This window comes from Streptomyces sp. NPDC088923, assembly GCF_044749745.1.
Taxonomy (GTDB): Bacteria; Actinomycetota; Actinomycetes; order Streptomycetales; family Streptomycetaceae; genus Streptomyces.
In genome coordinates this window covers 1,732,266-1,753,674 of the sequence record NZ_JBIVIO010000001.1, presented here as the reverse complement: position 1 = coordinate 1,753,674, position 21,409 = coordinate 1,732,266, and the positions used below count along the sequence as shown (strand labels likewise).

Sequence of the window (21,409 nt, the reverse complement as noted above, 5' to 3'; positions counted from 1 at the left end):
CGACGCGGGTACGGGGAAGGGCCGGGGGCCCGGTCGCGCGGGCGCCGCCAAAGGGGCGTACGGCCCGTACCGGCGCGGAACGGGACCCCTTCGCGCAGCCGGGTGTGCCCCCACGTCCCCTGACGTGCTCCGACGTGGCAACTAGCCTGCCGGGGTGAGCCTGTGGACCTCCCTCGAACCAGCGTCGGCGACCGTCGAGCCCGGCAGCAGCACCCGCGTGCGGCTGCGCGTGCGCAACACGGGGGACGTGGTCGACGAATACCGCTTCGAACCCGTCGGGGACCTCGCCCCCTGGACCGTCGCCGAGCCGGCGGTGCTGCGCCTGTATCCCGGCACGACGGGCACGGTCGAGCTGACCTTCTCGCCCCCGCGCACTCCGGACGCGCAGGCCGGCCCCAATCCGTACGCCGTGCGCATCACGCCGACCGAGCACCCGGACGCGGTGACGGTCCCCGAGGGCAACCTCACCATCCTCCCGTTCAGCGAGATGCGCGCCGAGCTGGTGCCCACGACGGTCGCGGGGCGGCTGCGCGGCAGGCCCCGGCTCGCGGTCGACAACCTCGGCAACACCAAGCTCACCACCTCGATGACCGGCGAGGACAACGGCGACCAGCTCTCCTACGAGATACGCCCGAGCAACGCCCAGATCGAGCCGGGGCGCGCGCAGTTCGTCGACCTCACCCTGCGTCCCAAGCGCGTCATCTGGTTCGGCTCGAAGGAACAACACCCCTTCAAGGTCGCCGTGCAACGCGCGGGCGTCGCGCCCGAGGCCGTCGACGGCACGTACGTGCAACGCGGCTTCCTGCCCCGCTGGCTCGCCACCCTCCTCGGCATCCTCCTCGCCCTGGCCATCACCTTCGCCCTGCTCTGGTTCTCCCACAAGCCCGCCGTGTCCACGCGCGCCGAGGAGCAGATGGAGCAGGTGGGCTCCTCCCTCGCGCCCAGCCCCTCCGCGCAGCCCTCACTGCCCGCCCAGCCCTCCGCGCCCGCCGAATCACCGGCCGCCCAGCCCCAGCCCTCGCAGTCGCAGAACGACGACGGCGGCGGGAACGGCGGCGGCGGGGAGAAGCCCAAGGCGGACAAGCCGCCCGTGGAGACGGCGGCCACAGCGCTGCACCGGAAGGTCAAGGAGGACCCCGACGCGCCGCACATCTGCTACCGCCTGCGCTACGAGGGCGGCAAGTGGAGCAAGCCTGTCTGCGAGAACACGCTCGGCGCCTGGGGCCAGACGGGCCCGCCGATCACGGGCATGAACATCGCGGCCTCCAGCGTGGACGGCATCTCCGCGCAGGCGCACGTCACCGATCCCTCGGGGACACCGAAGTGGCTGCCGTGGACGCCGGTCCGGGACAACCTGGACATCTACATCGGCGCCAACGGCGACTACCCGCCGTTCATGATCGGGCTGAACATCAGCGTCGGGAAGTACGAGATCTGCCATGTGGCGCACTTCCACGTCACGGACAGCCAGGGCGAGAACATCTGTGACAAGGCCAGGCCCGAGTCCCTCTTCATCGGCACCAACGACAACAGCAAGTCGATCGACGGGATGCTCCTGTACATCAAGTACGTGTGACGTCGGGGGGGCCGCGCATGGTTCGCCCGGTGCCCGGGTAGGCATATGTGGCCCTTTCGCGCACCGGGTGTGCCCTGGCGCTCCCTGACGCCTTCTCACGCGCCAACTAGCCTGCGCGGGTGAGCCTGTGGACCTCCCTCGAACCAGCGTCGGCGACCGTCGAGCCCGGCAGCAGCACCCAGGTGCGGCTGCGCGTGCGCAACACCGGTGACGTCGTCGACGAATACCGCTTCGAACCCGTCGGGGATCTCGCCCCCTGGACGACCGTGGAACCAGCGGTCCTGCGGCTCTACCCGGGCACGACCGGGACCGTCGAGCTGACCTTCGCGCCACCCCGCACGCCGGACGCGAAGGCGGGCCCGAACCCGTACGCCGTGCGCATCACGCCGACCGAGCACCCGGACGCGGTGACGGTCCCCGAGGGCAACCTCACCATCCTCCCGTTCAGCGAGATGCGCGCCGAGCTGGTGCCCACGACGGTCGCGGGACGCCTGCGCGGCAGGCCCCGGCTCGCGGTCGACAACCTCGGCAACACCAAGCTCACCACCTCGATGACCGGCGAGGACAACGGCGACCAGCTCTCCTACGAGATACGCCCGAGCAACGCCCAGATAGAGCCCGGCCGCGCCCACTTCATCGATGTCACCCTGCGGCCGAAGCGGATCATCTGGTTCGGCTCGAAGGAACAACACCCCTTCAAGGTCGCCGTCCAGCGCGCCGGCGTCCCGCCGGAGGCCGTCGACGGCACGTACGTGCAACGCGGCTTCCTGCCCCGCTGGCTCGCCACCCTCCTCGGCATCCTCCTCGCCCTCGTGCTCGCCTTCGTCATGTTCTGGTTCTCCCACAAGCCCGCGGTGTCCACGCGCGCCGAGGAACAGATGGAACAGGTGGGCTCCTCCCTCGCGCCCAGCCCCTCCGCCCAGCCCTCACTGCCCGCCCAGCCCTCCGCCCCCGCCGAATCACCGGCCGCCCAGCCCCAGCCGCAGGAGTCGGAGAAGGACGACGGCGGCGGGGGCGGGAAGCCCAAGGAATCAACGGCGCCGAAGAAGCCCAAGGAGGAGACGGCGGCGGACGCGGTGCGCGCGCTCTCCGCCAAGGAGCCGGACAAGAAGCACATGTGCATGCGGGCCCGCACCGGCAGGGGCCACTGGTCCAAGCCGAACTGCGACAGCACCTTCGCCGGTATCCACGCCGACGGGAACACCTTCGGGGAGCCGTTCACCGGGCTCAACCTCGCCTCGTACAACATGGGCGGCATCAGCGCCGCCGCACTCGTCCAGAACCCGGGCGGGGCACCGAAGTGGCTCCCGACCACGCCCGTGACGGCGGACGGGAACAACGTCTACATCGGTGAGCACGTCGAGACCGGCACCCCGGACCCGACCACCTTCGCGGGGCTCAAGGTCACCATCGGCAACGGACAGCTGTGCCACACCGTGCACTTCGTCAACACGTCCAAGCTCGGCGACTGGATCTGTGTCAAGAAGCCGCGCCCCGACTACCTCTTCGTCGGGACCACGTCGAACGGCAACCCGATCAACGGGCTCGCGCTGATACCCAGCGAGCTCTGAGCCGAGGGGGCAAGGGGGCGGCGCCCGCGGCACGGCGGGGCCGCCGCCCTCACCACCCCACGTCCTCCATCACGATCCGCCCCGCCTTGCGGTACTCGCGCACCGCCCCGGTCCGCAGGTCCGCCGCCGTCACCTCGTCCCCGCGCGCGGCGGCCGCGTACGCCGCGGTCACGACCGCGCTGCGGATCGCGCCGCCCGCGAGTTCGAAGTCCCGCGCGCAGTCGCCCGGATCGAGGTCCGGGACGTGCGGGACATGCGTGAGGCTGTGCCGCCACAGCGCGCGGCGCTGCTCCTCGTCCGGGAAGGGGAAGTCGACGATGAGGTCGAGGCGGCGCGTGAAGGCGTCGTCGATGTTGGCGCGGAGGTTGGTGGTGAGGACCGCGATGCCGTCGAAGGCTTCGAGGCGTTGCAGCAGGTAGGCGCTCTCCATGTTGGCGTACTTGTCGTGGCTGCTCTTGACCTCGGAGCGCTTGCCGAAGACGGCGTCGGCCTCGTCGAAGAGGAGCACGGCATCCGTGCGGTCGGCCTCCCCGAAGATCCGCTCCAGGTTCTTCTCCGTCTCGCCCACGTACTTGTCGACGACGGAGGAGAGCTGGACGACGTAGAGGTCGAGGCCGAGTTCATGGGCGAGGACCTCGGCGGAGAGCGTCTTGCCGGTGCCCGACTCGCCCGCGAAGAGGGCGAGCACCCCGCGCCCCCTGCCGCCGCCCGCGCTGAGCCGCCAGTCCCCGAGCACCTGCTCGCGGTGGCGGCAGCGCAGGGCGAGTTCGCGCAGGTGGGAGAGGGGGTCCGGAGGCAGTACGAGATCGTCCCAGCCGACGTCGGGGACGATGCGCCGCGCGTGCTGTTCCAGCCCCGAGGAGGTGTGGTGGCGGGCCGCCCGGCGCAGGTGGGCGGCGGTGAGCGGGGTGCCGTCGAAGGCGGCGAGTTCGAGCGCCGAGGCGGCGGCGCGGCGCACGCGGGCACCGGGGAGGCGGTACGGGGCGACGGTCGCGGCGAGGTCGAAGTCCGGCTCCGTACCGAGCGCGCGGGCCCACAGTTCGGCGGCGCGCGCGTGCGCGGGCGGCGCGTCCAGGAGCACGGCGGCCCCCCACTCGGGGTCGAAGGCGGCCTGCCCGGTGAGGACGAGCGGCACCTCGCCCGCGGCGAGCGTGCGCACGAGCGCGGCGGCCTGCGCGGGCAGCGGCGAGACGACGAGGACGGCGTCGCGCAGTCGCGCCTCCAGGAGCAGCGCCTCGGCCGGGAGCTCGCCGTCCTCGGGCGGCGCGCAGTGCAGGGCCTCGCGCCCGGCGGCGGCGAGCGCGGCGCCCGCGCACGCGAGCCCGTCGCCCTCGCGCCGCTCGCGCAGGTGTGTGAGCGGGGGCAGTGGCCGGGCGAGGAGCGCGGCGAGCCGCTCGGTGAGCCGGTCCGGGGGCGCCGCGGGGACGGGCCCGAGCAGCCCGGCGAGCGCGGGATCGGGCGTGTCGTCGCCGAGGAGGTGCGCGACGAGGCGGTCGGGTACGCGCAGAACGCGGCCGAGGAAGGGGAGCTCGGGCTCGTCGACACGGAGCAGGCCGAGGCGGACGAGCGGGGCGGAGGCGTGGAAGCGGGCGCGCGCCTCGGGGTCGGCGGCGGAGAGGCCGCACAAATCGAGGGCGAGCCCCGTGGTGGCGCGGCGGCGGCTCACGTCGTCGTTGAGGTACCCGTACAGCGTCTCGAAGGAACGGTCGACGTCGGGCGCGAGCGCGAGGAGCAGGAGCGCCTGCTCGGTGGCGGTGAGGCCGCAGCGCGCGGCGAGCGCGGCGAAGCGGTCGCCGCCGGGGGCGGGTTCCGGCGGCACGGGCCGGGAGGCGGCCTCGGCGCCGTCCGGCAGGCGGCCGTCCTCGCCCGGTGACAGCAGGCGGCCGTCCTCGCCCGGTGACGGCGGGCCGCCGTCCTCGCCCGGTGCTCCGTCGAGGATCCTGCGGACGGTGTCGGGCGAGATGTAGAGGCCGCGCAGCGGGTCGTCCGCCGTGGGGTCGCCGGCCGCCCGGTCGGCGACGAGGTCGGCGACGCGCCGCCGGAGGGCTTCGAGGCGGGCGGGGAGGCTTGCCCCGGCCCTCGTGGTCATGGCGGCGGGAGCGCTCACTGCCCCTCCTCCACTCGCCCGCGCCGCGCCTCGCGCGCGGCCTCGATCTGCCGGGGCGTGTGCGCGCGCTCGCTCGTGAGGGACGGTTCCCCGACCGCCCGCACGCGGACCGCGGCGCCCTCGGTGACGGGCGGCCCCGCGTCGTACTCGGGGTAGGCCGGGAAGGGCACCGTGAGGGCGAGGTCGAGCGAGGGCTTCAGCTCGCCGTCGAGCGCGGACCAGATCTCGGCGAAGGAGCGCGCCTCGGTCTGCGCGCTCGCGACGCTGAGCGGCACCGAGAGGCCCAGCGCGGCGAGCGCGGGCGGAAGGGTCTCGGCGGGCAGGAGCTCGTGCGGCAGGAGGGTCGCGAGCACGGCGGAGAGCAGGCGGTGCTCGTCCTGCGGCGTGCGGGTCCAGGCGGTCACGAGGTAGGAGAGGCGGAACCAGCGCGGGGGCTGTTTGCGTCGTACGACGATGTCACGGGCGTCCTTGACGGGCACCTGCCCCCGCTGACGCCGGTTCACGTCCTCGCGAATGTCGTACAGGTACACATTGACCGAGGGCCCCGTACGCCGTGCCGCCCAGTCCCGGCTGGGGGCCTCGAAGGAGATGTCGATCCCCGTGCCGGCCAGTCCTCCCCCGCCCAGGAGGCTCTTGACGACCTCGTCGACCTCGTGGATCACCGCGGTGCTCTCCTCGTCGTGGCACGCGTCTCACGTGCCCTTTTGCGTGGGCGGCTCGCGCGGGCTCTCCGTGGGCGGGGCACGCGGTGCCGCGCACCGGCGACCGTCAGTCGGCCTGAGCCGCCTGATAAGTTACCGGTTCGGTCACATTTTCACTCTCGCGAAAGGCATTGCCGTCTTTTCGGTCAGATATAACCCTGCCGTAAGGCATAAGCCACGGCATGTGCGCGGTTGCGCAGGTGGAGCCGAGTGGTGAGACCGTGCATCACGTTCTTCACGGTGCGCTCGGAGTAGGAGAGCTTCCCGGCGATCTCACCGGTGTCCAGCCCCTCGGCCACCAGACGCAGCACATCCGCCTCACGCGGCGCGAGCCCCAGGGTCGTACCGCCCGCCACACCGTTCCCCCGGTGCAGCGTCCCGACCTGGCTGATGAGGCGTCCGAGCAGATCGGCGGGGAGTTCCCCCTCGCCGCGCGCCGCGACCCGTACCGCCTGTACGAGGCGGGGTCCGGTCGCCTCGCGACGCCAGACCACGGCGCGTACGCCGCACTCGATGAGATCGAGGAGTTCGCTCTCGCGCACGGCCCCCACGACGAGCACCGCGCGCGAGCCCTCGCTGCGCACGGCGCGGCGCAGGCGCGCGAACGCGTCCTCGTCGAGTCCCTCCTCGATGAGCAGCGCCACGGACCCCGGGCCCGGTTCCTCGCGCAGTTCTATCTCGGGTTCACGCCGCAGCTGGCTGACGGCTCCTTCTCGGGTGAGCGGGTCGGACGCCGTCACGGTCACGGCGATCCGCTCCCGTACGTCGTGCGCCGGCGTACCGGATCTCTGTATCAACAGGTTTCCCCGTATCGGTGGTGCAGCCCCCGGCGGCAGCCGGAGGACGTCGCGGTCACCACCATCCTCACGAGCCGCACCCGCCCCGCGCAATCGTGGCCGACCACGATCCGTACCACGAGAACGCCGCCCGCGCCCCACGATCCGCCCCGCGGCGCCGACTCCTCCGGGCCCGGTGTCCACGGGAACCACAGGCGCGTTCACCCCGTCTTCACCACTCAGCCCGACACTACGACACCACCCACCGTCACCACACCCTCTTTCACCATCCCGGTCCCCGCACACGTCCCCGCGGCCCTCGCACCCACCCGACCCCCCGCCGCCCCCGCGCCACCGCTCCCCCGAGCGGTCCCCCACCGGGCACCCCTCAGGAGGCAGCCATGACCCGCACGGACCCCGACGCCTCCCCGACCCCCCGCACCGCCGCCCCCGCACCCGGGTTCACCGGGCCCGAACCCACCGCCCCCCTCGTCGAGCGCGCCGAGGCCCTCGCCCTGCTCGCCGCCGAGACCGCGCGGGCCCGCGCGGGCCGGGGCCGCCTCGTGCTCCTGCGCGGCGCGACGGGGACGGGCCGCACGGCGCTGCTCGACGCGGTCGCCGCGGGCGCGGCCGGGCGCGGGGTGCGGGTGCTGCGAGCGCGGTGCGCCCCGGACAAGGACGGCGAAGCGCTGGGGACCGTACGGCAGTTCCTCGGACGGGGACCGGAGGGCCGGCCGCCGTTCTACGGCGCGGACGCGCAGGCCGAGTCCGACGCCTGCTGGGAGACCCTGCGCGCGTACGCCGAGCGGGGTCCCGTCCTCGTCACGGTGGACGACGTGCACCACGCCGACGGGGCCTCGCGCCGCTGGCTGGTCGGCGCGGCGGAGCGGATCGACACGCTGCCCGTGCTCGTCGTGGCCACCGAACGCAGCCAGTACGACGTCGAGTTGCGCCCCGCCGGGCTCACCCACCGGCTCCCGCCCGACCTGGTCCGTACGCACACGCTCGCACCGCTCGGCCAGGAGGCCGCCGAGGCGCTCGTGCGCGCGGCGCGTCCCGGGGCGGACGCGGCGTGGGTCGCCGAGGTCGTACGGGCCGGGGCGCGCAACCCGCTGCTCCTGCACGCCCTGCTCGACGACCTCGCGGGACTGCCCGCCGAGCGGGTGCCGGAGTCCTGCGCGGCGCTCTACCCGGGCGCGTACGCGGCGGCCGTCGCGTGGTGGCTGGAGCGCGCGGGCCCGGCGACGGGGCGGGTGGCGCGGACGCTCGCGGCGCTGGAGGAGACGGAGGGTCCCCGTGCGGAGCGGGGCGGGGGCGCGCGCGGTCCCGAGGTCCTGGCGGGCGCGGCGGGCGCGGAGGCGCCGCGCACGGCGGGCTGGCTCACCGCGATGACGCACCTCGGGCCGCTCACGGGCGAGCCGGGCGCGGTCCGCTGGGCGCACCCGCTGCTGCGGGACGCGGTCCTCGCGGGGTGGACGGTCGCGCGCCGCCAACTCGCGCACCGCCAGGCGGCCGAGGCACTGCTGCGGCGCGGGGACCGCGCGGAGCCGGTGGCCAGGCGGCTCCTGCACGCGGGCACGGTCGGCGCCCCGTGGGCCTCGCGGGTCCTGGGCGACGCGGCGACGGCGGCGCTCGACGACGCGCGCCTCGACGACGCCGCCGCCTTCCTGCGCCGCGCCCTGCACGAACCGCTCCCCGACACGCTGCGACGGCGGCTGCTCACCGAACTGGGCTCCCTGGAGTACTTCTTCGACGCGGCGGCGGACGGCATCCCGCGCCTCGTCGAGGCCGTGCGCCTGCCCGCCCCCGCGCACGAGCGCGTGCACGCGGCGATCGCGCTCGGCACCGCGCTCTTCGGGCGCGGCGAGACCCGCGCGGGCGCGCAGGTGCTGCGCGGCGCGGCCGACGAGGCGCCGGACTCGGCGCCCGCGCGCGCGGCCCGCGTCGCGCTCGTACAGCTCTCGGACCGGGACCTTGAGCTGCGCAGGGAGATGTACGACTGGCTCGGCGAGGAGGCGGACCGCTGCCCGGCGGCGGTCGGCCCGGCGGGGCGCGCGCTGCTGCTGCGGTACGAGGTGACGGCCGGGGCGTGCTCGGCGCGGGACGCGGTACGGCGTATCCGCGCCCTGCTGGCGGAGCCCGCCGAACCGCTCGCGGAGCCCTTCCTGCTCGGCACGCTCGCGGCGGTCGCGCAGTGGGCGGACGAGCTGGACGAGGCGGAACGGCTCGTGGACCGGGCGCTGCTCGGCCGTACCTTCTCGGTGCTGCACCCGATGCACCACGCGCTGCACAACATCCGCACCGACATCGCGGCCGCGCGCGGTGCCTGGAACTGGGTGCTCGCCGCCTCGCGGGCCCGCTCCGCGGCGCTGCGGCAGCCCGGCCCGGCGAACGGCGACGCGCACGCGCTCATCGCGCTCGTCGAGACGGGCCGCCTCCGCGAGGCCCAGCACTTCGCGGAGGGCTTCGACCTGCGGGAGGCCCCGGATTCCTGGGAGTTGAACCGTTTCCTGTACGCGCGGGGGCTGCTGCGCGCCGCGAGCGGTGAGACGACGGCGGCGCTCCACGACTTCCTGGAGTGCGGGCGGCGGCAGGCGAGCCGCAGCGTGGTCTCGCCGGTCGTGACGCCGTGGCGCTCGGCGGCGGCGCTGTGCCGGCTCGCGCTCGGCGAACGGGAGGAGGCGCGCGCGCTCGTCGAGGCGGAGCTGCGGCTCGCGCGGGTGTGGGGCACGCCGCGCCCGGTCGGCAGGGCGCTGCGCGTCCTGGGCGTGGTGACGGGAAAGCTCGAACTCCTGCGTCAAGCGGTCGAGTTGTTGCGGGATTCCCCGGCGGAGACGGAGCTGATCGAGGCGCTGCTGTCGTACGGTCGCGCGCTGCGCGCGGCGGGCGACGACGCGGCGGGCCTGCCCGCGCTGCGCGAGGCGGCGGGCCGCGCGGAGCAGGCGGGCGCGATCCGACTGCGGGCCGAGGCGCAGACGGCCCTCGGCACGAAGGGCCCGGCGGGCCCGGCGGGAGCGTCGGGCGCGGTGCTCACAGCGGGCGAACACCGCATCGCCCGCCTGGCCTCGGAGGGCCGCACGAACAGCGAGATAGCGGCGCAGCTGCACTTGGCGCTGCGCACGGTGGAGACCCATCTGACGCACACATACCGGAAGTTGGGGATACGGAGGCGGGGTGAACTGGCGCGGGCGCTGGCGCCGGGGTGGCGGGGGTGAGGGCCCCCTGCGGGGGGCCGAGGAGAGACCTCGCGTGCGGGCCGGGCTGCCCGCCCGGACACCAGTCCCTGCCTTCCCGGCTCCTGACGTCACGCCCCCGCTCCCGTAGGGTCCGGCGGGCAGCCGTCTCTCGCGGCCCGGCAGCCGTGTTTCCCACGGCCCGAGTGGCCCTCTTCCAGGAAGTCCCGACCGGTGAACGAGCCGTCCCCCATTCCCGGGCCCGAACAGCCCCTTCCCGGCCCCGCACAGCCCGCGCACGAGCCCGAGCACTTCGCATCCGCGCCATACGACCCGCCCGCGCCGGAGACCGCACCCGCGCCGGAGAGCGCCTCCCCGCCGGAGGACGCCCCGAAGCCCCCGAAGAAGCGCCGCCGCCCCGGCCCCTTCACCCTCCTCGCCCTCCCCGGCCTCACCGTCCTCGTCGGCTCCGTCGTCTTCCTCACCGTGGCGGGGAAGCTCCCCGGCTCCGAGGCGGACGACGAGGGGGCCGCGCGCACCCCCGCCGCCGAGGAGTCCGACGCGACGGCCCTCGTGGACGACTCCTTCGTGCCGTGGCTCAAGCAGGCGGCCGGCGCGTGCACGGTGCTGCGGCCCTCCGTCCTGGCCGCGCAGATCGACGCCGAGTCGGGCTGGAACACGGACAGCGCCGCGCTGACCGGGCCCACGGGCATCGCCGGCTTCGACGCGGCGGCCTGGAAGAAGTGGGGCAAGGACGCGGACGGCAACGGGACGTCGTCCCCGAAGGAGCCCGTCGACGCGATCATGGCGCTCGGCCGCCAGGACTGCGCGCTCGCCGACGAGGTGACGAAGGCGCGTACGAGCGGCACCGTCAACGGCGACCTCCTCGACCTCACACTCGCCGCGTACACGACGGGCACGGCGGAGGTCACGAAGGCCGGGAAGGTCCCCGCCAAGGGGACCGCGTACGTCAAGAAGATCGAGAAGCTCGCCAAGCACTACAAGACGTTCGACAAGGGCGACGCGACCCCCGGCCAGGGCGCCGCCCCGACCTCGGCCGTCCTCGCCTGGCCCTCGGCGACCCACACCGTCAGCTCCCCGTACGGCACCCGCGAGCATCCCCTCACCCACGTGACGAAGCTCCACACGGGCGTCGACTTCCCCGCCGCGCAGGGCACCCCGGTGACGGCGGCGCGCGAGGGCACGGTGGTCTTCGCGGCGCTGACGAAGGCGTACGGGAACCGGATCGTCGTCGACCACGGCACGATCAGCGGCGCGCACGTGCAGACGACGTACAGCCACCTCTCCGCGATGCACGTCACGAACGGCCAGCACGTGACGACGGGCACGCTCCTCGGCGACGTCGGCTCCACGGGCCTCTCGACGGGCCCGCACCTGCACTTCGAGGTGATCAGGGACGGCTACTACAACGACCCGATGCCGTGGCTGGGGGCGGGGGGCTGAGTTCCCGGCGGCGAGCGGCGCCCGAACCCGTCGGACCCCCGGCGCCGGGCCGGCCCCCGGGTCCCGACGGCAGGCCGGGACCCACCGGGGATCAGGGGTGCACGAAGGACTCGCCCTCGGGGAACTGGCGCGGCAGCTTGCTCTTCTCCACCGTTACGTCCGCGACGAAGAGCTGGAACAGCAGGCGGCTCGGGCTCGTCTGTTTGGCCTTCCCGGCGAGCGAGATGCTGAAGTCTCCGCCCTGCGGCGTGTACTTGGCGGACTGCTTCTTGCGCGGCCTACCCGCCTTGGCTCCCGGGATCTCCTGCTGTTCCCGCTCCTCCGCCTTGAGCCCGATGAAGCCCTCCCGCGTACCCTCGTTCTCGGTGGCCAGGCGGTGCTTTCCGCCCAGTTCGGGCACCTGCTGGAAGACGTCCAGCTTCCTGTCTGGAGCGACCGCCATGTATGCGTCACTGAAGAGGAGTTCGTGGGCGCCGGGCTTGAGGGTGAAGCACAGCTTGACGTCGTTCCCCTTCTTCGCCTGGTAGTAGTCCTCGGCCTGCTCGGTGTCGCCGAGGTGGCTGCCGAGGGTGGGCCCCTTGTGGCTGTGGTGCTTCTCATCGGGCTTTCGCCCCTCCGGCCCCCGGAGGATGTAGCTCTCGTCCCTCGCGGGCTGGCCGCCGCGCCAGTGGGCGCGCAATTGCTCGGCCTCGGCGGGTGTCACTGCCCGGTAGAGCTTGAGCTGCGGCGCATCGGTCTCCTTCTTGGCCAGCTCCTCCAGGAGCTGCTTCCCGATGCGGTCAAGGATGTCCTCGGTCTTGTACCCGACGCCGTCGTCGACGCGCTGGGGACTCGCACCCATCTCCTCGGGGTTCGTCCTCTCCTGCCAGTGCTTGAGGTAGAGCTGATTCTGCACGTTCTCCGGGTCGTCGGGATCGTACGCCCGCTGCACCACGGGCCCTCCGCCGGCGACCTGCCCCGCCTCGGCCCGCTGCACGGTCTCGTGTCCCCCCGCGCCGGCGTGTTCGCCGCCCGCCGCCAGCGCCCGTACGGCGTTCGCCTCCGCCTCGCGCTCGAAGCGGTCCGAGGGGTCCGAGACCTTGAGGCCCGCCCCGTTGTCCGTCCCGGCGACGGGCCCGGTGCGCTGCTGGATGACGTGGGTGAGTTCGTGCGCGAGCGTGTGCCGGTCACCGCCGCCGTCGCCGAGTACGACGTGGCTGCCGCTCGTGTACGCCCGCGCCCCGACCTCGGCGGCCGAGGCCCGCGCCGGGGCGTCGTCGTGCAGCCGTACGTCGGAGAAGTCGGCCCCGAGCCGCGCCTCCATGTCGGTCCGTACGCCCGCGTCGAGCGGCCGCCCCGCACCCCGCAGCACGTCGTGCACGGCGGAGCGCTGCACGGCGGGTCCGTGCCCGCACCCGGGAGCATGCCGGTGCTCGTCCTCCTCGGCCGCTCGCTGCACCCACGGGTGCCCGGCGGCGCGCAGGGACTGTACGACGGCGGCGTTCCCGGCCCCGGCGAGGTGGCCGAGCGGCCCGGCGGCCCGGGCGGACCGCGCCTCGCGCCGGTCGGCGGCGCGGGCGGAATCGCCGTTCTTCTCCTGTGCGCGCATGGAGCGAAGCTCTTCCCGTACGAGGCAGCAACCCACCCTTCCTACCCGGCCCCCCGGCCGCGCGCCAGGTACGCGAGGGCAGTCCTCCAAGCCCCGGGGCACCCGGGGCGCAGGCCGGGACGCGTACGGGCCCCCGGCCTCCCCGTCACACCTCCGCGCTTAGCAACCCTCGCGCGGTACACAGGAGTTGCAGCACTGCGGCGCCGGTTCGACGCACACGACGACGCTGTCCCCGTTGTTCCCTGGCGCCGGGTCCAGCTCACGCCCGGTCACGGTCGCCGTGTTCGTGAGGCGGCACGCGCGCGTCGCCTTCGCCCGCAGGACGAGCGTCGCGCTCGCGCCCACCGCCAGGTCACCGACCGTCCAGCGCCCGGCCCCGGCCTCCCAACTCCCCGGGTGCGCCTTGGCGGAGAGGAAGACGAGGCTCGCGGGCAGCCGGTCGGCGACGACCACGCCCGTCGCCTTGTTCGGCCCCGCGTTGCGCACCGTGATCCGGTACGTGACGGTCTGCCCCACGGTGACGCTCGTGAGATCGGCGGACTTCACAAGGCTGAGGTCGGCGGCCGGGTTCACGTCCGTGGCGGCCTCGTCCGAGCTCGCGGTGAGCGGTTCGGGCTGGTCACCGAGCCGGTTCTCGTACGTCGCCCTCGCGGTGTTCAGGAGCCTCGTGCCGGCCGCCGCGAGATCGATCCGTACGCGGTACTCGATCGTCGAACCACCGGGCAGATCAGCGGTGTTGGCGAGGCTGCCGCCCGCCGTCGCGCTCGCGCCCGTACCGAGGTGGTAGACGACGGCGCGCGCGGCGGCGTCGTAGTACGCCTGGTCGTCGCCGCGCGCGTCGGTCTTCACCCCGGCGCCGGGCCCCTCCACGACCCGCAGCGACCCGGGCACGTACGTCGTGTGCTCGGGCAGTACGTCGGTGAGCACGAGGTTCTCGGCGGGTCCGCCGCCCTCGTTGCGCGCCGTGACGCGGTACGTGAGCACGTCCCCGACGTCCAAGGGCCCTTGCGGCACGGCGATCTTGGTCAGCTCGACGCGGGGCGCGGTGCCGAAGAAGATCCCGTCGAGGAAGTTCCCGATGCCCCGGTTGCCCCCGGCGGCGGAGATGGAGCGGAACGCGAAGCGGGTGAGCGCCTGCCCGGCGGGGACGGTGTACGTCCCCGTGTAGCGGCCCCAGGCGGTGTTGCCGTCCGTGAACCGCCCTTGTTCCACGGGCCCGTTGACGGGACCGATGTCCAGCGCCATCGTGTCGCGCCCCTGCCGCCCCCGGTGGAAGAGCCGCCAGTACAGCTTCGTTCCCGGCGTGGTCGGCAGGTCCTGGTAGAGCGTGGAGACCTGGTTGGCGTTGAGTTCGGCGAACTGCTGCCCGTCGATGGACGGGACGCCGTTGAAGCCGGTGCGCCAGATCTCCACCATGTGGTCGGTGGCGGTCGTGCGCCACCCCGGCACGTACTTGCGCGCCTGCGGCTGCGAGGCGTCCGGCAGGATCTCGAACCCGCTGACGACGGGCGCCTCGAAACTGCCGTTGACGAGACTGACGCGGAGCGGGGCGGAAGGCGTGGTCATGGTGCTCCCCCTTCACTTCGGCGGCCGGGGCCGCCACGGAGCAGCACTACAGCGCGCGGGTACGGGCCCGTACAGCGCACTCCGCAAGCGCTGGCCAAGTGTGGCGGCACGGTTTCGGCCACGGTTTTCCGGTACGGGGGCGGGGCGCACCCCTCGCCGTACGGGCACAGGCGCCCCGGGGAGCGCCCCGGCCCCGTACGTCTCCCCCGTACTGACCGAAAACGGCCTGCCGCCCACCCCCGGGAGGACGAACGGGTGGGCGCGGCATTGACGCCGTGCCCACCCGTCGGCGCGCTGCGCCTACAGCCGCTCACCCCGGCTGCGGGCGTTGAGGTAGAGAGTCTCGGCCCGCAACCTCTCCATGGTCTCGGCGAGCCGCACCTCACTCGTCCTGCGCCCCCAGAGCGCGCCGCCCCCGATGGGCCGCAGCACGACGACCTCCGGGGCGGCGGCCTCCACGATGCCGACCGTGCCGGTGACGGTGTCCACGACGTAGGCCCCCGCTTTGAACGTCACGCGCCGACCGCCTTCCGCCGCAACACGGCGGCGAGCCGCGCGGCAAGCTCGGGCGAGCACCCACCGAGAGTGACATGCGGGCAGGGCGCTTCCCGGGCGACGGAGGCGAGATCGAGCGAGAGCGAGGGGAGGCGGAGCCCGTGGACGGCGAGGGCCGCCCGGAGTTCGGCAACGGCGTCCTCGGCATCGGAGACGCAGGCGGGGGCGTGGCGGGGGGAGTTGGGGGGCATGGGTTCACTCCGTCAGTAGATCGGGTCGTTTCGCGGATTCCGCCCCTCAAGGCTCTTGCGCTGCGCTTACGTTGTGAAGTAGCCACCGCTTGACACCGGGACTGTTAAGGAGCCGACGCATGACCATCTCCCCCGGCGACCCTCTCCGCCTCCTCACCTGGCAGTACTTCGGTGAGGAGCTGCGGAGGCTGCGCGAGGCTGCCGGGTTGACGCAAGCTGAACTGGCGGCTCAGGTCTACGTTTCGGCCAGCTACATCGCCCAGTTCGAGGCAGGCCGTCGCAAGCCGAACGAGGATGTGGCGAAGCGGCTCGACGATGCGCTGAAGACGGGCGGAACCTTCTGGCGGTTCGTCAAGAAGCTGATCGAAGACCAACCAGTCTTTGCCCCGCACGTGCTCTCATTCCTTGAGCTGGAGCGGGAAGCAGTCGCCTGCTACGTCTTCGAGTCCAATCGCGTTCCCGGAATCCTGCAAACGCGGCGGTACGCCGAAGCCCTCTTTCGCGCCTACCGGCCTCATGCACCCGTTGATGACGACGAGATCGCGGAACTCATTGAATCGCGCACCAAACGAGGCGCCCGTCTCGGTGCACCACACCACATGCAGCTCTGGACAGTCATCCATGAATCCGCGCTGCGAACCCCTGTTGGTGGCCCTGACACGATGCATGAACAACTGCTCCACCTGGTCGACCAGGTTCACTCCAAGCGTGCCGTCGTCCAAGTGCTGCCGTTCTCAGCGGGCGCAACCGGCGTCATGCTGGATTCCTTCACTCTCTTGCGCTTCGCAGACCTGCCGCCCGTCCTCCATACAGAGGCGTTGTACAACGGAATCATGCGCGACGAAGCGAGTGTCCTTGACGGCGCCTTCGAGGTCTACGCTCAACTGCGAAGCGCAGCGCTCTCACCAAGTGCCTCGCTCGAACTCATCGAGTCCCTCAGTCAAGGAAACCCAGACAGTGCACCTCCAGGGCAGCGTGGATAACAACTGGCGCAAGTCGAGCTACTCAGCCCCTGACGGGGGCCAGTGCGTAGAAGTAGCCCCTTCTCCCACGGGCTGCGCCACCCGCGACAGCAAAACCCCCACCGGCCCCCACCTCACCTTCGCCGCCCCCGCCTGGTCCGCCTTCCTCTCGCACCTCGCCGCCGACCGCACCCGCTGAGGGCCCCCGGCCCCGCCGTCACCACTCGGCCGGGGCCGCCCCGTGAGCAGCACCGCAAGCCGGTCGGCAAACCCGGTCTGCCAGCCGGAGCGCGCCGTCCGTCCGCCGCGAGGCGTACCCCGTTCCGCCGCCCCCTGGTCGCCTTCGCAGGCCCGGCGACCATCGCGCGGGCGGCGGGGCACAAGCCCGGCCGCCGCGTGAATGCCCCACGCTACCCGCTGAATTCCAGCACCTTCATTCCTCGCGCCCCGACCGGACGGAACACCGGCGGCCGTCGCCCCGGCTGCTCGCCGTCCCGCCGGGGTCCGAGGCCACGGCGGCGCTCCAGCTCATCCAGCTCACGGCCAACGCGGTGCAGACGGAGGGGCCGGGGGCGGACGCGGAGGGACTGGTACGGGCGGGGGTGGACGTGTTCCTGGCGGTGTACGGGAGGTGAGGCGATTCCCTGGCGGCGTACGGGAAATGAGGCGTTCCGGCGGCGGGCGGGCCCCGCCGGAAACGCCCGGGCACCTACCCCGCCGCAGATCGTTCCTGCTCCGGCACGGAGGTGCGCGGCTCCGCCTCCAGGAACTCCGCGCGGCGGCGCAAGCCGGTGGCGATCTCGTCCCAGTCGGGCCCGTGCTTCCACAGGCTCCCGGCCGCCTCGCGCAGCAGGGCGGGCTCGTCCGGGCGTTGGAGGAGCACGAGCCGGTACGCGAGATTGCGCACCCAGACGGGGAGCGCCCCGTCCACCCCGTGCGGGCACAGCGTGTGCAGCATCGCGAGGATGTCGTCGGGCGCGGCGAAGGTCAGCTCCTCGACGAAGTAGTGCACCCGGTGTTCGAGCCCGCACTCGGGCACCTCCCGGTACTCGTCCCCGAACAGACACCGCGCGTGTTCCGTCAGGCCACCGTGCACGCCGCACCCCTCTCCGAACCGGGCGGTATCCCGGGCCATCGGTGCGCCACGGTAGGGCACGCCACCGGCACGACGGCCGCGCGGGGCGGACGGGCGGGAGCGGTACGGGACAGCCCCCGCACGGGTCCCGAAGCCGGGGATCTCCGGGGCGAATCACCCGGTCGTGGGACGCCTCGCGCCCCGGCGACCGCCGACCGGGCTCCGGGGGAGACCGGGAACTACGTGGCCGAACCGCGGCGCCTCGTCCGGCGTCGAACCGGTCGCGTGGGGCACGCTGCCGCCATGGCACCCACCCCTCCCTCCGTGGAAGCGATCACACCCGACCCGGTGCGCCGCCTGTCGCACACCCTGCTGACCCAGTCCTGGCTCGACGTGGCTTTCCTCCACTGGGCGGCGGACCCGGCCGACGTCGCTCCCCTCCTCCCCGCCGGCACGGTGCCGGACCTGTACGAGGACCGCACCTACGTCGGTCTGGTGGCCTTCCGGATGCGCGGGGTGGGCTGGTTCGGGCTCCCGGGCATCCCGTACTTCGGGACCTTCCCCGAGACCAACGTGCGCCTGTACTCGGTCGACCGGCACGGGCGCCGCGCGGTGGTCTTCCGTTCCCTGGAGGCATCCCGGCTGCTGCCGGTGGCCATCGCCCGCGTGTTCTTCCAACTGCCGTACTGCTGGGCCCGCATGGAGGTCACCCGCAAGGCGGACACCCTCAGCTACCGCACGCGCCGACGCCTGCCCGGCCCCCGGGGCACGCACAGCCGCATCGCCCTGCGGGTCGGCGGACGGATCGAGGAGCCCACCGCTCTGGAACACTTCCTGACGGCCCGCTGGGGCATGCACCACACGTTCTTCGGACGCTCGGGACACCTGCCCAACATCCATCCCCGCTGGCCCCTGCACCGCGCGGAACTCCTCCACGTGGAGGACGAGCTGATCGCCGCCGCAGGGCTGCCCACACCTGCCGGACCGCCGCTGAGCGTCCTCTACTCCCCCGGGGTCAGCGTCCGCTTCGGCCGCCTCGTCCGGCCCGTGGCAGGAACGTGACCACCGCCGGCTCGGGAGCGCCTCCGCCGGGGCCTTCCGCGCGCGTCCTCGGTCGCGCGACGGCGCGGGCGGCCGGACCCGCGGGGAGAGTTCCGCGCGAGACGGGGTACTCGCCCGTGGACCGGCCGACCGGCCGGGCACCTCCCCGCGGACAAGGAGATCCCTCATGGCGTCCTCGCTGCTCGAAGCCGTCGACATCAAGGCCCCGGTGGCGGTGAGTTGGGGCTTGTGGGAGAACGTGGAGCGGTGGCCCGCCTTCCTCAGCCACGTCAAGCACGTCCAGCGGACGGACGAGGTCACCTTCGTCTGGCAACTCGCCCTGCCCGGCGTGGACAAGGAGTTCATCGCCGAGCTGACCGAGGTCGTCCCGGGCGAGCGCATCGCCTGGCGCACGATCGAGGGCGTGCACCACGCCGGGGTGGTCACCTTCCACCGGCTGAGCGCCACCGAGAGCCGCGTCACACTCCAGATCGAGTACGAACCCGAGGGCTTCGTCGAGCACTTGGGCGCCCTCACCAACCTCGACGCGACCCTCGCCAACTACGACCTGGGCGAGTTCCAGAAGCTCGCCGAGCTGGAGGCGGGCCGGGGACGGGACGGCGCGTAGGGGCAGGACGGCGCGTAGGGACGGGAGGCCCGGCAGACCGGCACCTCACTGTCGGTGCCCCTTCCTAGGCTGCCCCCATGAAGATCACCCCGCAGGCACTCACCACCTCCTGGCAGCGCACCGCCGCCTCGCACCCGCTGCTCCGCGACACCCCGCTCCCCTTCCTCGCGCGCACGGAGGACGAGTGGGACGCGTACGCGGAGGCCGCCGAGGAGGAGGGGACCGGCGGCCTGTGCCTGCTGCTGGAGGAGGACGGAACGGTACGGGGCCGGGTCGCCGCGTTCCGCGAGAGCTTCGTGACCGGCGCTCTCGACGAGGTCCTCTACGTCATCGCCGAAACCGCGATACGGGAGCTGAGCGAGGACCTGACGGAGGTGGCGGACACGCTGGGGCGGATCGACCCGGTGTGGGGCAGGCGCTTCCGGGGCGGCAACCTGGACGACCCGGGGGCCCTCGCGTCGTGCGGCCGCGACCCGCTCGACGGGCTCGCGTGGATCGCCGAGTCCTGGCGGGATCAGGACCCGTACACGTGCCTCGCCTTCTTCCGTACGGCCCCGGGACAGCCGGTCGACGCCGAGCGCCTCGCCCTGCTGTACGGGGCCGACCCTGCGCAGGTCGCCGAGGGCACCCGGCTGCGGGACCTCCGGGCCGCGGACGGCGGCAGGACGCACGACGAGCGGGAGTGGGACAGCTGTGGCTACGGGCAGGCCGGCGGCTGGACGTACCTGCTCCACCACGAGACCCCGCCGGGCGCCCGCGCGGACAAGGAGGCGTACGCGGCGCTCGGGATCAGGGAGAGCGTGTGGCTCACGGCCACGATGGCGAAGGCGATCTACACCTTCCAGTACGTGAAGGACGGCCGCAGCGTCGACGACGGCGACTGGAGCGCCCTGGAACTGCTGGCCTACGAGTACGGCCGCGCCCCCTACCGACGCGGCGGCGAACTCGGCTTCCTCAACCGCGCGATCCGCCGCGCCGAACTCGACCACCCCGAAGTGACCGACACGTACGCGCTCTACTTCCACGCCCTGGAGACGTCCCTCGGCCTGAGCCTGCCCCGCCGGGACGTCGCGGAGGGCAACATGCGGGCGGCGTACTGGGCGAAGGGGTGACGAGGCCGGGGGGGCCGGGGGCCGGGCACGTGCGGTTTGGCACCGAAGTGCCTTTGCACTCCCGCCACTTGGGTGCCGTTGTCAGTGGCACCTGTCAGCATGCCCCGCATGGAAACGGACAGCGCGGAGAAGAAGGCTCTTTCGGTGTTTCTCGCGGCTCAGCGCGCCGCCGTGCTCGCAGTGGTCGAGGGGCTCGACGCGCGGGCCCTCACCACGGCGGTGCTGCCTTCCGGGTGGACGCCGCTCGGGCTCGTGGAACACCTGGGGTACGCGGAGCGGCACTGGTTCCAGGAGGTCGTCCTGGGGAAGGCCGAACCGCTCGACTGGCCCGACGACCCCGCCCCGTTGACGACCCCGCGACCGCCCGAGGTCGTCTTCGCCTTCTACGCGGACCAGTGCCGCCGCTCCGACGCCGTGCTCGCCCGCACGCCGCTCGCCGCCGCCCCGCTCGGCCGCCATCCCGAGCCGCTCGGGGAGGAGTTCGGCAACGTGCGCGGCATCGTCCTGCACATGATCGAGGAGACCGCGCGGCACGCCGGGCACCTGGACGCCGTCCGCGAACTCATCGACGGCCGGACGGGCCTGGGCCCCCGCTGAGCCCCGCGCGCTCGGCTGCCCGGTGGCCCGGCGTGCGCGGCGGTACGGGCCCGCCGCGCACGGGGCCCGCGAGGGCGCGAGCGCTCAGACGCGTTCCTCCGGCCGGTCCGTCCAGCGCAGCTCGGGCGGGAGGTGGCTCAGATCGTTCTGGACGTGGAGGTAGGGGGCGCGGCCGGGCGTGTGGCGGATCGTGGTGAGCGAGGCGTGGGAGTGGTTGATGCCGAGCCAGCGCCACGCCGGGGCGTGGAGGGCTTCGCGCACCAGCCAGGCGACGAGGAAGTTGTGAGTGACGACGACGTCGTGCCGGACGGTGTCGCCTTCGGCGGGACCGGTGTACAGGTCGACTGCCTGACAGGCGAGTTCCGCGCCCGTCCGGGCCTCCTCGGGTGAAGTGTCCGCGAGGAAGCCGAGGTAGAAGTCGGCGAGGTGGGACGGGAGTTCGTCACGTCGCGGCACGTACGGTACGTAGTCGCCCGCCGTCTCGGCGAGTTGAGGCCGCACGCCGACGCGCTCCCCGATGATCCCCGCCGTCTCGGCGGCGCGGGGAAGCGGGCCGTGATGGAGAGAGGCGAGGGGCAACCGCGCCAGCCGCTCCCCGAGGAACGCGGCCTGCTCGCGCCCACGCGCGCTGAGCCCACTGCCGTCGGGCGCGGGTTCGGCGTGGCGAATCAGGTGCACGAAGCGGATGGCGGGCAAGGTGACCTCCGGGACGTGTTCGGGACAGGG

General features: G+C 73.4%; 19 protein-coding genes. 10 read left to right on the top strand and 9 right to left on the bottom strand.

Annotated features, from left to right (window positions below):
- Nucleotides 1-154: 154 nt before the first annotated feature.
- Together ACIP4O_RS07940 and ACIP4O_RS07935 are read left to right on the top strand one after the other, a co-directional pair.
- On the top strand, nt 155-1,576 hold the full coding sequence (locus ACIP4O_RS07940; RefSeq protein ID WP_401572795.1) for a hydrolase: 1,422 nt from the start codon (nt 155-157) through the stop codon (nt 1,574-1,576).
- A gap of 119 nt (nt 1,577-1,695) precedes the next feature.
- Nucleotides 1,696-3,147 (top strand): hydrolase, encoded by a 1,452-nt coding sequence (locus tag ACIP4O_RS07935; RefSeq protein ID WP_401572793.1) that lies wholly within the window; start codon nt 1,696-1,698, stop codon nt 3,145-3,147.
- Nucleotides 3,148-3,196: 49 nt separating this feature from the next.
- Here ACIP4O_RS07935 and ACIP4O_RS07930 read toward each other — a convergent pair whose 3' ends face one another.
- The 3 genes from ACIP4O_RS07930 to ACIP4O_RS07920 all read right to left on the bottom strand — a co-directional run bounded on the left by ACIP4O_RS07930 (nt 3,197) and on the right by ACIP4O_RS07920 (nt 6,755).
- Nucleotides 3,197-5,236, bottom strand: a complete 2,040-nt coding sequence (locus ACIP4O_RS07930; RefSeq protein ID WP_401573883.1) for an ATP-binding protein — start codon at nt 5,234-5,236, stop codon at nt 3,197-3,199.
- Between the two features lie 14 nt (nt 5,237-5,250).
- Entirely contained in the window at nt 5,251-5,916 is a 666-nt protein-coding gene (locus ACIP4O_RS07925) for a DUF4255 domain-containing protein (RefSeq protein WP_401572791.1), read from the bottom strand.
- A gap of 185 nt (nt 5,917-6,101) precedes the next feature.
- A complete protein-coding gene (locus ACIP4O_RS07920; RefSeq protein WP_203606183.1) occupies nt 6,102-6,755 on the bottom strand; it encodes a response regulator transcription factor in 654 nt (217 codons plus the stop codon).
- A gap of 377 nt (nt 6,756-7,132) precedes the next feature.
- Between ACIP4O_RS07920 and ACIP4O_RS07915 the strand changes: the two genes are divergently transcribed.
- Nucleotides 7,133-9,946, top strand: a complete 2,814-nt coding sequence (locus ACIP4O_RS07915) for an AAA family ATPase (protein WP_401572790.1) — start codon at nt 7,133-7,135, stop codon at nt 9,944-9,946.
- A 192-nt stretch (nt 9,947-10,138) separates the two neighbouring features.
- Nucleotides 10,139-11,368 (top strand): M23 family metallopeptidase, encoded by a 1,230-nt coding sequence (locus ACIP4O_RS07910; RefSeq protein ID WP_401572789.1) that lies wholly within the window; start codon nt 10,139-10,141, stop codon nt 11,366-11,368.
- Nucleotides 11,369-11,459: 91 nt separating this feature from the next.
- Here the strand turns inward: ACIP4O_RS07910 and ACIP4O_RS07905 are convergent, their stop codons facing one another.
- The 4 genes from ACIP4O_RS07905 to ACIP4O_RS07890 form a co-directional block, all read right to left on the bottom strand.
- On the bottom strand, nt 11,460-12,956 hold the full coding sequence (locus ACIP4O_RS07905) for a DUF4157 domain-containing protein (RefSeq protein WP_401572787.1): 1,497 nt from the start codon (nt 12,954-12,956) through the stop codon (nt 11,460-11,462).
- A 159-nt stretch (nt 12,957-13,115) separates the two neighbouring features.
- On the bottom strand, nt 13,116-14,522 hold the full coding sequence (locus ACIP4O_RS07900) for a hypothetical protein (RefSeq protein WP_401572785.1): 1,407 nt from the start codon (nt 14,520-14,522) through the stop codon (nt 13,116-13,118).
- A 300-nt stretch (nt 14,523-14,822) separates the two neighbouring features.
- A complete protein-coding gene (locus ACIP4O_RS07895) occupies nt 14,823-15,038 on the bottom strand; it encodes a hypothetical protein (RefSeq protein ID WP_164282531.1) in 216 nt (71 codons plus the stop codon).
- Nucleotides 15,035-15,268: a hypothetical protein gene (locus ACIP4O_RS07890; protein ID WP_401572783.1), complete on the bottom strand. Its 234-nt coding sequence runs from the start codon at nt 15,266-15,268 to the stop codon at nt 15,035-15,037. The genes ACIP4O_RS07895 and ACIP4O_RS07890 overlap by 4 nt, the downstream gene beginning before the upstream one ends.
- A gap of 119 nt (nt 15,269-15,387) precedes the next feature.
- Between ACIP4O_RS07890 and ACIP4O_RS07885 the strand changes: the two genes are divergently transcribed.
- Nucleotides 15,388-16,251, top strand: coding sequence for a Scr1 family TA system antitoxin-like transcriptional regulator (locus ACIP4O_RS07885; RefSeq protein WP_401572781.1), 864 nt, complete (start codon nt 15,388-15,390; stop codon nt 16,249-16,251).
- Nucleotides 16,226-16,429 carry a DUF397 domain-containing protein gene (locus ACIP4O_RS07880; protein WP_401572779.1) on the top strand — a complete coding sequence of 68 codons (204 nt, stop codon included), beginning with the start codon at nt 16,226-16,228 and terminating at the stop codon, nt 16,427-16,429. The genes ACIP4O_RS07885 and ACIP4O_RS07880 overlap by 26 nt, the downstream gene beginning before the upstream one ends.
- A gap of 510 nt (nt 16,430-16,939) precedes the next feature.
- On the opposite strand, the gene ACIP4O_RS07875 is transcribed toward ACIP4O_RS07880, so the two are convergent.
- Nucleotides 16,940-17,326, bottom strand: a complete 387-nt coding sequence (locus tag ACIP4O_RS07875; protein WP_401572777.1) for a hypothetical protein — start codon at nt 17,324-17,326, stop codon at nt 16,940-16,942.
- A gap of 282 nt (nt 17,327-17,608) precedes the next feature.
- On the opposite strand from ACIP4O_RS07875, the gene ACIP4O_RS07870 reads away from it, so the two are divergent.
- The 4 genes from ACIP4O_RS07870 to ACIP4O_RS07855 all read left to right on the top strand — a co-directional run bounded on the left by ACIP4O_RS07870 (nt 17,609) and on the right by ACIP4O_RS07855 (nt 20,683).
- Nucleotides 17,609-18,367, top strand: a complete 759-nt coding sequence (locus tag ACIP4O_RS07870) for a YqjF family protein (protein ID WP_401572775.1) — start codon at nt 17,609-17,611, stop codon at nt 18,365-18,367.
- A gap of 166 nt (nt 18,368-18,533) precedes the next feature.
- Entirely contained in the window at nt 18,534-18,974 is a 441-nt protein-coding gene (locus ACIP4O_RS07865) for an SRPBCC family protein (RefSeq protein WP_401572773.1), read from the top strand.
- 77 nt (nt 18,975-19,051) lie between these two features.
- Nucleotides 19,052-20,086: a hypothetical protein gene (locus ACIP4O_RS07860; protein ID WP_401572771.1), complete on the top strand. Its 1,035-nt coding sequence runs from the start codon at nt 19,052-19,054 to the stop codon at nt 20,084-20,086.
- Between the two features lie 108 nt (nt 20,087-20,194).
- Entirely contained in the window at nt 20,195-20,683 is a 489-nt protein-coding gene (locus ACIP4O_RS07855; protein WP_401572769.1) for a DinB family protein, read from the top strand.
- 84 nt (nt 20,684-20,767) lie between these two features.
- Here ACIP4O_RS07855 and ACIP4O_RS07850 read toward each other — a convergent pair whose 3' ends face one another.
- Entirely contained in the window at nt 20,768-21,379 is a 612-nt protein-coding gene (locus ACIP4O_RS07850) for a histidine phosphatase family protein (protein WP_401572767.1), read from the bottom strand.
- Nucleotides 21,380-21,409: the final 30 nt, after the last annotated feature.

Bases quoted from the DNA above. Each gene is read 5' to 3' on its own strand.
- ACIP4O_RS07865 (WP_401572773.1), top strand. From the start codon at position 18,534: ATGGCGTCCTCGCTGCTCGAAGCCGTCGACATCAAGGCCCCGGTGGCG.
- ACIP4O_RS07915 (WP_401572790.1), top strand. From the start codon at position 7,133: ATGACCCGCACGGACCCCGACGCCTCCCCGACCCCCCGCACCGCCGCC.
- ACIP4O_RS07930 (WP_401573883.1), bottom strand. From the start codon at position 5,236: ATGACCACGAGGGCCGGGGCAAGCCTCCCCGCCCGCCTCGAAGCCCTC.
- ACIP4O_RS07870 (WP_401572775.1), top strand. From the start codon at position 17,609: ATGGCACCCACCCCTCCCTCCGTGGAAGCGATCACACCCGACCCGGTG.
- ACIP4O_RS07885 (WP_401572781.1), top strand. From the start codon at position 15,388: ATGACCATCTCCCCCGGCGACCCTCTCCGCCTCCTCACCTGGCAGTAC.
- ACIP4O_RS07855 (WP_401572769.1), top strand. From the start codon at position 20,195: ATGGAAACGGACAGCGCGGAGAAGAAGGCTCTTTCGGTGTTTCTCGCG.
- ACIP4O_RS07860 (WP_401572771.1), top strand. From the start codon at position 19,052: ATGAAGATCACCCCGCAGGCACTCACCACCTCCTGGCAGCGCACCGCC.
- ACIP4O_RS07905 (WP_401572787.1), bottom strand. From the start codon at position 12,956: ATGCGCGCACAGGAGAAGAACGGCGATTCCGCCCGCGCCGCCGACCGG.
- ACIP4O_RS07900 (WP_401572785.1), bottom strand. From the start codon at position 14,522: ATGACCACGCCTTCCGCCCCGCTCCGCGTCAGTCTCGTCAACGGCAGT.
- ACIP4O_RS07890 (WP_401572783.1), bottom strand. From the start codon at position 15,268: ATGCCCCCCAACTCCCCCCGCCACGCCCCCGCCTGCGTCTCCGATGCC.